Raw genomic sequence first — 11,749 nt, 5'->3', positions numbered from 1 at the left:
TCCAGAAATGGCCTAGAAGATGACCTCGGAGAGGTCTATCATCATCTGAAAATGCTTCAAAGCCAATAAAATTCAAAAAAGAGGTCCGGAATGAGACTATTCCGAACCCCTTTTGTCTACAAACTGAACGCCTTGCTTTAACTAGCAAGGCGTTTTTTGGTTAGGCTCTTTTCGTATAAATTGTTGTTTTTCGCTTATCAATGTTGTCCGTTGATTTCCGTGAGAGGATGCTCAGCAAACCACGGGGCAGGCGGTGAGCCTCCTCGACGCTACGCGTCTGTGAGGTCTCACCTGTCCCGCTACTCCCGTAGGACGTTGAATAGGCTACCTTGAGTAAACACCGCACGAAGAAAATGCGAATGCATTTCGAGGATCTCGCACCTCCCACTACAATCAACTCAGTAATAATATAGCAACAAACTTTGCGAAAACAGCCGTTGGTTAAAACTGAATTTTTCTCAAAGCATCCAATGAGGCAGTCATATAATTGATCATTTCATTCAGGTCATCTATCTGCTCTTCCTGTACAAGGCGGTTAAAGGAAATGCTGGTTTCGGTTTCGGCCAGACTCTGCCTATTTTCGGGGCTGTATTTCACAGTCTGTTCGATATGCCGTCCGCTGCCCCATATTTGCTCAAGGACTTCCCGGATTTCCTCAAATTTTTTGTGATCCCGCTGATGTTTAACTTTAAAATTCACCGAAATCCGGCAGCCGGCCAGCATTTCAGTTTTCCGTTGCGGCAATAGCTCAGCTGCAAGATTATCAAGTCCCGCTTCCATTGTAAAGATACAATAAATTCCCGCCATTTCTTTAGCATGATCTGTGAAAGTAATGTCATAGGTGCGGCACATTTTCGCTGAGTTTATAATATCATTCCGGTCAACTATTCTTATTTCTCCGCCCAGATCACGGTCATAAAATCCGCCTTCCATGACAACCTTCATATTTTCAAAGGCCGTTGGATCAAACATGGTTATCCCCCTTAGAATAGGCCGACTGCATTTCCATCCTCATCTACATCCATGTTCATGGCTGAAGGGGCTTTAGGCAAGCCGGGCATAGTCATCACATCACCGGTGAGTGCTACAATAAATCCTGCACCAATAGATGGTTTCAGCTCACGAATTGTAATGGTAAAATTGGACGGCCTTCCCAGTTTGGAAGGATCATCAGATAAAGAATATTGTGTTTTAGCCATACAAACCGGCAGAACATCCCAGCCAAAGTTTTCAAAGTCTTTAATCTGCTTTTTAGCTTTGGTTGAGTATTCAACATTCTCAGCTCCATAAACCTTCTGAGCTACTGTTAAAATTTTCTCTTCAAGAGGCAGTGATAAATCATAAAGATGATTGAACTTCGCTGTGTTTTGGTCCAAAATTTCCAGCAGCTTCTCTGCAAGCTCAATTCCGCCCTGCCCGCCTTTTTCCCAAACCTCTGTCAGGGCTACTGCCATACCTGCCTCACCGCAAAGCTCTTTAAGGGTTGCAATTTCATTCTCGCTATCTGATATAAACCGATTAATGGCCACTACATACGGAAGCCCAAAGCTTTTAACTGTCTCAACATGCTTTCTTAAATTAGCAAAGCCTTTGGTAAGTGCTTCAGTATCTTCCCTGCCCAATTCAGCCTTTGACAAGCCTCCATGCATTTTTAAAGCACGAATTGTGGCGACAATAACCACTGCTTCAGGATTAATGCCTTCGTTTCTGGCTTTAATATTCAGAAACTTTTCAGCGCCAAGATCCGCACCAAAACCGGCTTCTGTCACTACATAATCAGCGAGCTTGGATGCTGCGGAAGTTGCAATTACACTGTTGCAGCCATGAGCGATATTGGCAAATGGGCCGCCATGGACCAATGCAGGTGTATGTTCTAAAGTCTGTACCAGATTAGGTTTGACTGCTTCTTTAAGAAGGAGAGTAAGAGCGCCTTCTACTCCAAGATCACTCACTGTTACAGGCTGTTTATCATAATTGTAGGCAATAACCATTTTTCCCAGTCTTACCTTCAGGTTCTGCAGATTAGATGCAAGGCATAAAACGGCCATAATTTCTGAAGCCACAGTAATATCAAAGCCATCCTCCCTCGGAACACCCTGTACAGGTCCCCCCAAGCCAATCACGATTTTCCTTAAAGCACGGTCGTTCAAATCCAGAGCTCGCTTCCATACAATTCTCCTCTGGTCAATATTTAACGGATTCCCCTGTTGGAGGTGATTATCAATCAGGGCAGCCAAGGCATTATTGGCTGTTGTGATTGCATGAAGATCGCCGGTAAAATGCAGATTGATATCTTCCATTGGCATAACCTGAGAATACCCCCCGCCAGCTGCACCGCCTTTAATTCCCATTGTCGGCCCCAGGGAAGGCTCCCTTATGGCGACCATAGCGTTTTTGCCAAGTCTGTTAAAAGCATCGGCAAGTCCGACTGTTACCGTGGACTTCCCTTCACCTGCAGGTGTTGGATTAATGGAAGTGACAAGAATTATTTTACCGCTTTCATTCGTACTTATTTTTTTTAAGGCTGCTGCGGATATTTTTGCTTTAAACTTGCCGAACAGCTCCAGATCATCCTCAATGAGGCCTAGTTTTTCAGCTATTTCCGTAATGGGTTTCATTTTTGATGCCTGAGCAATTTCAATGTCTGATTTCACGATTGGTTTCACATTCATTTTAATACCCCCAGAATCCAATATGTATAGGTTCCTTACAGCTATATTGTACCATCACTAAAACGAAATATTGCCAATTACTTTTGATAATTTCCCATTTTCACACAGTAAAGCATTGATACAATTTTGAATCGTCTTTATAATAAGTTTAATTGATTTTTTTACAGGGAGATGATCACTTGCCGATAAAAATTCCTAAGCTGCTTCCTGCCAGGGAGATTTTAGAGGAAGAAAATATATTTATCATGGATGAGGACCGTGCCAAACAACAGGATATTCGCCCATTAAATATCCTCATCCTGAATTTGATGCCTGAGAAAGAAAAAACGGAAGCTCATCTTTTAAGGCTACTTGGAAATACACCTTTACAGGTAAACATCTCATTTTTAAAAACTGCCACTCATCAATCAAAAAATACCAGTCCCCTGCATCTCGAACAATTCTATACGACGTTTGAGCAGGTTCAAAAAAGAAAGTTTGACGGAATGATTATTACTGGGGCTCCTGTAGAGCTTCTAGACTTTAAAGAGGTTGACTATTGGGAAGAGTTAACTGTAATCATGGAGTGGACAAAAACCAATGTTACCTCCACTCTGCATATATGCTGGGGAGCACAGGCAGCCTTATTCTATCACTTTGGGATCGGAAAATATGAGCTGCCTGAGAAATGCTCCGGTGTTTATCTCCATGAAGTTCATGATAGAAGCGAAAAATTGCTGAGAGGTTTTGACGATATCTATTTTGCTCCACATTCACGAAATACAGATGTTTATAAAGAGCAGCTGCAGAAACACCCGGAAGTGAAGCTTCTTTCCTCTTCTGAGGAGGCGGGTCCTTTCATCATGAGCGCTAACGGTGGCAGACAAATCATGGTAACTGGCCATCTCGAATATGAAGCTGGCACACTCGCAGAAGAATACACCAGAGACAGAAGCAGAGGTCTGCAGGTTCCCGTGCCAAAACACTACTTTCCGAATGATGATCCCGGCAGAAGACCCCATAATATATGGCGGTCACATGCCCATTTAATGTTTTCCAACTGGCTGAACTACTATGTATACCAGGAGACACCTTATGAATGGGATTAATCATGCAGTGAGCGCAGTAACTTAAGATGCAGCCGAAAACATGAAAAGCCGATTTTTTGCAGAGTTTCCTACTCTCAAAAACGGCTTTTTCATTTTATAGAATTTAAATATTTTCAAGAGACATGTAATTGAAGCACTTCCGCTATTCCTTATGATTGCTGGGTATAATACACTTCTTCGAATGGCTGAACCACTACAAAGCCTCTGCCTGAAAACTTCATCTGGATCGACTCTCCGCTCCCTCTTCCCAGAAACGTTTTAAGAGAGATATCTGTTACGAATTCCGGCTGCAGCGACCCTGACCATGCCACTGTCGCATTTGGGTCGGTATATACGGGATTATCAGGAGTAACTAAAAGTGTCAGGGGCTCATAGTGAGAAGTAATAGCCACCATTCCCGTCCCTTCTAAACGGACATTGAACAAGCCGCCTGCAAGCATGCCTGCCATCCTTTTCATTAATTTAATATCCCAGCTGATGGAAGGCTCAAATGCAAGGAGATCATTCCCATTTACAAAGATGGAATCCCCTTCAAGATTCAGGATTGAAATCTTTTTCCCCTGGTCTGCAAGGTACAGCTTTCCGTTCCCTGTTGCTTTCATTAAGGCGGTGCCTTCTCCAGTAAGTGCCTTTTTGAACATCTTTCCTAAGCCGTGCTCAAGAATTCCTTCGCGCTCGAATTTTATCTGGCCGCGGTAAGAAACCATCCCGCCTGCTTTAGCCCAAACCTGGCTCATTAAATTGATTTCGAGCATCCTTGGTGTTTCCAGTTCAAACAGCCCTTCCCCTTTATCCTGCTGTTTCGTCTGATTTACAAACTCTTCAATTGAATATCTGCTCATTCTCTTTTCATCCTTTCTTTTCTCCGTTTTCAAGCATAAAGAGCCACATAAAAGATAATGATTGCTTTAGCTCATCAGTCAGCGAGCCTTTTGAAAGCTGCTCTGATGCTTTTTTATAAACACCCAGTTCATCAATCTTGGTCCAGTCGTTTTCATATGCAAGCTGTTCAAATTCCCACGGCATCATGGTATTGCAGATAACTTTTTCCTTATATAGCCTGCGGTAGCTGTTAGCACGGGGGGCGGCTGTGGGGCCAAGAATCCCTATACACGCCCTTCCGCCCGGCTTAACAATTCGCCGAATTTCCTGTAAAACATCCAGCGGGCTTTCAGTCCATTCCAATGAATTAATGGCAAGAATCGCATCGAACCCATTTTCCCCAAGAGAAAGATTTGAGATGTCTTCTTTCTTAAAAACCGCATCAGTTTCTGCGTTTAACTTTTCAGCTTTATGTATCATCTCTTCTGAGACATCAATCCCAGTAACTTTATAGCCAGCCAAAGCAAGCTTGTATGAACCGTAACCATCCCCGCAACCAAGATCACAAACAGCAGATCCTTTTTTGACATGCTTTTCGAAGAAAGAGATGATATCCTTTCGGCTTCCTTCCTCCCACATTGCCCTGCTTTTTGCATTCCATGATTTCGAATTATTATCCCACAGCTTCTCTGCTTCTGCAGACCAATTAAAAGTGCTCATTTTATCCCTCCGTTTATGAATACGATTGTGCAATAAAAAAGTTCCCAATATTTTAAATTCGCTAAGATTCACAAAAATACCTCTGATTATTAACTGTTAAAACCGTCAACAATAGTGATAGAAAATGAATAAGGAGAGTTTTGTATGAACGGCGAGCAGCTGACAGCAGTCTACCGCAACAATAGGGGTGAAATAATTTCATTCCAGACTTCCGGAGGACGGATTATTTCTTATCGCAAAGCACTAATGGAGGCTGAGAACGGTGGGATTGAGGGTATCCATATTTATGAAAACGAAGATGGCTCTATGCAGCTGAATCCTTCCGATGCGCCATCTTTTGATGACTTTCCAAGCCTCTATTAATATTGCAACATGAAAAAACCTGACTCATAGCAGTCAGGTTTTTACTGTTCTTCTTCATTTTTACGCTGAATTTCCCTAAGTACTCCGATTCGGCTGTCATCTTCTTCAAAAAATTGAACCAGGTCGCCAACCCGGTCGATAGCATCCCAGCTCAGGTGATGTTCGATGCCTTCCACATCTTCATAAATGTTTTCTTCTTTGACTCCAATGATACGCAGGAGCTGTTCTAAAAGTTCATGCCGATACACGAGTCTCTTGCCGATTTTTTTCCCTTTTGGCGTTAATATAAGCCCGCGGTATTTTTCATAAACAAGATACTCATCTTTATCCAACTTCTGAACCATTTTTGTCACAGATGATGGATGCACAGAAAGAGCCTCGGCAATATCAGAAACCCTCGCATATCCTTTATCTTCAATTAACATATATATTTGTTCAATGTAATCTTCCATACTTGGTGTTGGCATTACGCAACCTCCTGCCAATTAGAAAAGCGCAGAGCGCCTGCCTTTCGGCGACCTGCTTAAGACAAGCGCTGGCAGAAGGCGTTTTTTGCCTTCAGAAGCGATTGGCTTAAGACCTCGAGCCGATGGCGCTCGGAGCTAGACAACTATTTTAGAAAAGCGCAGAGCGCATGTTCACTTTATATCTTTCTTAAATAAATATTAGACTTTAACGATTTTACTACAGTTGGAAAATGGAGACAAGGAAATATACTGCATCAGGCATATTCAGGCCTTTTGCGGGAAGAGAAATTTAACTCTGTTTTCCTGCCGGTCCCAGGATAATTTAGCAGAAAATGTTTTCTCTTTTCCTTTACTTGTAAATCCTTCGACTAATTCTGTTTCTCCATCCTTTAATAGCTGTTTGAGCAGTTTTTGAGTTATTGTCTTGCCCATAATGCTTTTAGAAATAGTGAAAGTGCATTTGGTTTTATTATAATTGGAGCAGCCATAGAAGTTTCCTTTATCCACAACTTTACCATCACACAGCATGCATTTTCCCAGATTGGCTGATCTTTTTTGTTTGAATTTCCCAGGGATAAATCCCTCTTTGTCATCTTCTGAGAATGCCCACTTTCCTGCATTTTCAATGGAAGCAGAGATCAAATGGCCAACCATTTTATTGGTCTGCTCCATGAATTGTTTCGGGGATGCCTGCCCATCGGAAATGTCCTTCAGCCGCTGTTCCCATTTGGCAGTCATTTCAGGGGAAGCAAGTATCTCTGTTCCTATTGCTTCTATGAGGATTTTTGCTTTTGAGTTTGCATATACAAGATTCTTCTTAATATCAATGTATTTGCGCTCCTTCAGCATAGTAATGATTCCCGCTCTTGTGGCTTCCGTTCCCAGGCCTTCTGTTTTCATCAAAACCTTCTCGAGTTCCTTATCCTCGATCTGTTTCCCGGCCGATTTCATGAGTGTAATCAGCTGGCCTTCGGTATACCTTTTGGGCGGCTGGGTTTTACTTTCTTTTACATCGGCCTTTAACACTGTTCCCTGGTCGCCTGCCTGCAATAAAGGCAGAGTCGGTTCCTTTTCCTTCTCCTGCTGAGGAATCACTTTTCTCCAGCCCTCTTCAAGCTGTACTTTTCCCTTAGAAAGGAACAAAGCTCTTCCATCAACAAGGGTTTTTATAGTTGTATATTCTGATACAGCTTTTCCATAATGTGCAGCTATTAAGCTCCTCACGATCAGATCATAGAGAATTTTTTCATCCTGTGACAGTCTTCCGAGATCCGGCACCTGCTCCGTCGGAATAATGGCATAATGATCCGTTACCTTTTTGTCATTCACATACCGTTTATTCTGCAATATGGAGCTTATAGGCAGAGGGAAAAATTCCTTATACTCCTCTTTTGATTCCATTTTTCTGAGGATTTCCGGAAACATTTCCGCTTCTCCTTCTGTTACATGCCTGGAGTCCGAACGGGGATATGATACGATTCCTTTTTGATAAAGCTTCTGCAGAACATCAAGTGTTTTTTTAGGCGGGAACTTGAACCTGCGGTTGGTTTCCGCCTGCAAGGCCGAAAGATTATAAAGCATCGGCGGCAGGAATTCTTTTTTTTCAGCCTGCACATCTTCCACCTGTGCCTCTTTATCTCTGCAAAATGCAGCAATCTTTTCGGCAAGCTCTTTGGTCTTAATTCTGGTCTCACCATCTTTTTCCCACTTGCCGGTATATTTTTTCCCGTTCACTTTAAATTGTGCATTTACCTCCCAGAAAGGTTCGGAAACAAAATTCTGAATCTCCTGCTCTCTTTTTACGATTAATGCAAGAGTTGGGGTCTGAACCCTTCCTACAGAAAAAACATCTGAGAACCCTTGCTGCTGCAGAAGAAGGCTGTATAAACGCGAAGCATTCATCCCAACGACCCAGTCGGCACATGCTCTCGTATAGGCTTCATAATATAAGTTCCTTGTGTCACTTTCATCCAGCAGGGCAAGGAACCCTTCCTTTATGGCTTTAGGAGTCAAAGAAGAAATCCAGAGTCTTTTCATGGGCACTCCAGAACCGGTAAGCCTAAGAATGTTCCGGATGATAAGCTCTCCTTCTCTCCCTGCATCGCCCGCATGGATAATTTCTGTTAAATCAGGATTAGAAGCAAGCTGTTTGATTATATTAAATTGCTTTGCTTTATCCTTTGTCACTTCATATTGAAATTGCTCCGGAATGATCGGCAATGTGTCCAATGACCATTTTTTCCAGTCCTTTTTGTATTTTTCAGGGGCAGACAGCTGGCATAGGTGGCCTATAGCCCAGGTAACATGAGCCCCCTGGGGGAATATATCATTTGGAAAGATCTCAATATATCCCTGGTGTTTCCTCATTTTAAAAATAGAAGCCAGCGTCATACCCTGATCGGGTTTTTCCGCGATAATCAGTTTCATACTTTAGCTCCCTTTGTGTTGTAAGAACAAAATATAGACATCTATTTTAATATTAACCTAAAAATTTAGCAAAGGGAGTTAAAATACCTTTATTGTTATGAAATTTTTAAAACAATCGTGTTGCGCTAAATAAAAAGAAGAACCCCTTACAGGATTCTCCTCCTTTACTTATCTTTTGAGAATAAAGCTTGTTTGTGCAGGTACTTCAATTGTTTCTGAATGATATATCTTTAGTGTTTTAATCCCAGCCTGTTTTCCGTCTGAAAGTAAATGCCAAGGACCCTTGTCCGGAAGTGAAATTATGGCTGGTTCTGTATTTGCATTATGGATTACAACGATCTCTTTCGCCCTATCCTTCAGGCCTTTTGCATCCAGTCTATAGGCCACCGTATTATCCGGGGCCTCAATGAAATTAAGCTTTGATTGAATATCCTCAGCTGTTGTCATTCTAAAGGATTTATAATGCTTTCTGAGCTTAATCAGACCTTTAAAATAGTCTACTTCCCCGCTGAATTCAGTTCGTCGGTCCCAGTCTAACTGATTTACACTGTCAGGGGATTTATAGCTGTTGTGATCCCCGTATTTTGTCCGCATAAATTCCTGGCCTGCATGAACAAAGCTGACCCCTTGGGACGTCAGTATAATGGAAGAAGCCAATTTATGCATTTTCTTTTTTGATTCTTCCCCTGCATCTGGATTGGTCAGTTCAAGCTTATCCCAAAGAGTGTGGTTATCATGTGCCTCAGCATACGTAACCACCTGTTCAGGATCTTTGTATGTGGCCATTGTGCCCGGATAATCCAATCCTGCTGCAATTCCTTGCTGTACAAAGTTTTCCATACCTTGTTTGCCATTTACAAAACCTTTATCCAGTTCATCAAACACACTTCCTTTTAAACCATCCCGGATGCCATCATTGAAATGGCCAATGCCAGGCATATCTTCGGCATTTTTCTGATTGGCCTTTCTTTCAGCTGCCAGTGGTGTGTTTAAATCCCATCCCTCCCCTATGATAATGATAGTAGGATCAATAGTATCCAATGCCTTTCTTACTTTATTCATTGTTTCAGTGTCATGAATGCCCATCAGATCAAAGCGGAATCCATCAAGATTATATTCCTCTGCCCAATAGGCAACAGAGTCGACAATAAATTTCTGCACCATTTTTCGTTCTGAAGCTGTATCATTGCCGACGCCTGTGCCATTGGCAAGTGTTCCATCTTCGTTATAGCGGAAATAGTAGCCTGGAACAAGCTTATGGAAACTGGATTCATTTACAGCAAACACATGATTATACACGACATCCATTACAACCCGCAGTTGCTGATCATGGTATTCCTGAATCATTGTCTTTAATTCTGTAATTCTTGTAGCCGGATCATAAGGATCAGTAGAATACGATCCTTCCGGCACATTATAGTTTTTAGGATCATAGCCCCAATTATATTGCGGCTCGTTCAGTTTTGTTTCATCAACTGTCCGGTAGTCATAAATCGGAAGGAACTGGACATGTGTGACTCCAAGATCTTTTATATGATTTAAACCTGTTTTTTCTCCTTTAGAAGTTAGGGTGCTTTTCTCAGCAGCCCCAAGGAACTTCCCCTTATGCTTAATGCCGCTGTCCTTATGAATTGAAAGGTCCCGTACATGGACTTCATAAATGATGGAGTCCTCTGGATTCTTTAATTTCGGCTTCTGATTATTCCACTTTTTAGGGTCGGTAGATTCCATATCCATCACAACGCCCCTGTCGCCATTTACTGTTACAGCCCGGACATAGGGATCAGTCGCTTCTGTCCATTCCCCTCCAATTTTGACTTTATAATTGTAAATCAGCCCATTTTGATTACCTTTTAGAACAGTTGTCCAGGTTCCTTTTTCACCTCTTTTAAGAGGAAGCTCTTCAGCGGTCTGATCATCCCAGCTGTCATAAAGCACAATCGATGCTTCACTTGCTGTAGGGGCCCAAAGCCTGAAGGAGGTTTGATTTTTCGCATACTGATTTCCAAGCTTGCCATCAAAATAGAAAGCATCATCAAATTCCTTTGATCTGACAACCTCCCCAATCTTCACCTCTGCTTCTCCAAATGAACTTGCAGAGATTTTGTAAGATTGTCTAAAATCCAGATTATCTTCTGTTATCACTTTTACTTTATTTGTAAAATTGTTTTCCTCGTTCCCGTCATAAGGGACAACTTCTTTAATATCGGCATTGTCAATATTAATTATGGATTCCCAATCCCTCCACTGGAAAGGAAAATTGGTTTCAAGTGTAATCTGATTAAAAGCATCCATAGAAGCATTCACTATTTTTGGATCTTTTTCAATATAAGCTGGATTGTAATAAATTCTTTCTGTTCCCTGAACAATCCAAACTTCCGCATTCCCATTTTCATCGAACTTTGTAATAAAGCGATCACCAAATTCCTTGCCGGCCCAATCATTTCCTTCCGTGCTCTTCCTGACTATAAATCCGGCCTTTTTCATACCTTCCGGATTTTCAAGCTCAAATTCTGCAACTTTCCCAAAATCATCTTCTGCTGTAAATTCAACTCTTTTTCCATCCTTGTCTTCTGGCCATGTCCATAAATTCCAGCCTTCATAATTTCCGTCATATCGAAAGTAGTGGAGTTTTACCTTTACCCGTTCAAATGCCGGAAAGTCTCTGTACTCACCATCAGGCGGTGATGTATATGTATTTTCATCGCCTGCTTTCACCCATACCTCTTCAATGCCGCTCTTTACATTGATGAATCTGTCCCCTCCATCTTTCTCCCAGCTGTCGGTGCGGACAATAAAACCAACTTCATCATGAATACCTTGTAGCACAACCTTTGCAATAAGTCCAAATTCATCTTCACCTGTGAATTCAAAAACCTGACCCTCGCCATCCTTAGGCCATACCCACAAATTCCAATCCTTCATTTCACCCTCTTCAGGCTGATAATGGATGGTAACTGCTGTAGTCTGACCGGCCCCTTGTGTTGTTTTTTCGGCCGATGCAATCGTTTGCATAAATGGGGATAAAAAATTGGATGCCGCCAATATTATAGCTGCGGCCAGAAAAATAAACGGTTTAAACCCTTTCAACTTAAGCCCTCCTTTATAAATTGTTTAAAGATTCCTGCATTTATATTTTAATCCAACAAGGAAAGCGTTTGCATAAGGCGGAAGACTCTGTGAATTTTTA

General features: G+C 41.9%; 9 protein-coding genes. 2 read left to right on the top strand and 7 right to left on the bottom strand.

Going from position 1 to position 11,749, the window contains the following annotated elements; genetic code table 11:
* Positions 1 to 441 precede the first annotated feature (441 nt).
* Positions 442 to 972 carry a hypothetical protein gene (locus tag M3205_RS08655; protein WP_251169516.1) on the bottom strand — a complete coding sequence of 177 codons (531 nt, stop codon included), beginning with the start codon at positions 970 to 972 and terminating at the stop codon, positions 442 to 444.
* A gap of 11 nt (positions 973 to 983) precedes the next feature.
* Positions 984 to 2,672, bottom strand: coding sequence for a formate--tetrahydrofolate ligase (locus M3205_RS08650; protein WP_251169515.1), 1,689 nt, complete (start codon positions 2,670 to 2,672; stop codon positions 984 to 986).
* A 179-nt stretch (positions 2,673 to 2,851) separates the two neighbouring features.
* Between M3205_RS08650 and metA the strand changes: the two genes are divergently transcribed.
* Positions 2,852 to 3,760, top strand: a complete 909-nt coding sequence (gene metA, locus M3205_RS08645) for a homoserine O-acetyltransferase MetA (RefSeq protein WP_251169514.1) — start codon at positions 2,852 to 2,854, stop codon at positions 3,758 to 3,760.
* Positions 3,761 to 3,909: 149 nt separating this feature from the next.
* Here the strand turns inward: metA and M3205_RS08640 are convergent, their stop codons facing one another.
* Together M3205_RS08640 and M3205_RS08635 are read right to left on the bottom strand one after the other, a co-directional pair.
* Entirely contained in the window at positions 3,910 to 4,602 is a 693-nt protein-coding gene (locus tag M3205_RS08640) for an AIM24 family protein (protein ID WP_251169513.1), read from the bottom strand.
* Between the two features lie 7 nt (positions 4,603 to 4,609).
* Positions 4,610 to 5,302, bottom strand: coding sequence for a class I SAM-dependent methyltransferase (locus M3205_RS08635; protein WP_251169512.1), 693 nt, complete (start codon positions 5,300 to 5,302; stop codon positions 4,610 to 4,612).
* Positions 5,303 to 5,446: 144 nt separating this feature from the next.
* On the opposite strand from M3205_RS08635, the gene M3205_RS08630 reads away from it, so the two are divergent.
* Positions 5,447 to 5,665 carry a DUF3892 domain-containing protein gene (locus tag M3205_RS08630; RefSeq protein WP_251169511.1) on the top strand — a complete coding sequence of 73 codons (219 nt, stop codon included), beginning with the start codon at positions 5,447 to 5,449 and terminating at the stop codon, positions 5,663 to 5,665.
* A gap of 41 nt (positions 5,666 to 5,706) precedes the next feature.
* Here the strand turns inward: M3205_RS08630 and mntR are convergent, their stop codons facing one another.
* From mntR to pulA, 3 genes are all read right to left on the bottom strand, one after another.
* Positions 5,707 to 6,132 (bottom strand): transcriptional regulator MntR, encoded by a 426-nt coding sequence (gene mntR / locus M3205_RS08625; RefSeq protein WP_048009428.1) that lies wholly within the window; start codon positions 6,130 to 6,132, stop codon positions 5,707 to 5,709.
* A 264-nt stretch (positions 6,133 to 6,396) separates the two neighbouring features.
* Positions 6,397 to 8,559 carry a DNA topoisomerase III gene (locus M3205_RS08620; RefSeq protein WP_251169510.1) on the bottom strand — a complete coding sequence of 721 codons (2,163 nt, stop codon included), beginning with the start codon at positions 8,557 to 8,559 and terminating at the stop codon, positions 6,397 to 6,399.
* 168 nt (positions 8,560 to 8,727) lie between these two features.
* Entirely contained in the window at positions 8,728 to 11,649 is a 2,922-nt protein-coding gene (pulA, locus tag M3205_RS08615) for a type I pullulanase (RefSeq protein ID WP_311315720.1), read from the bottom strand.
* Between the last annotated feature and the right edge of the window lie 100 nt (positions 11,650 to 11,749).

The sequence above is a fragment of the Cytobacillus firmus genome, from assembly GCF_023715565.1.
Lineage (GTDB): Bacteria > Bacillota > Bacilli > Bacillales > Cytobacillaceae > Cytobacillus > Cytobacillus firmus_C.
Note: the sequence above shows the minus strand (reverse complement) of the source record. Positions and strands in the feature narration are given on the sequence as shown.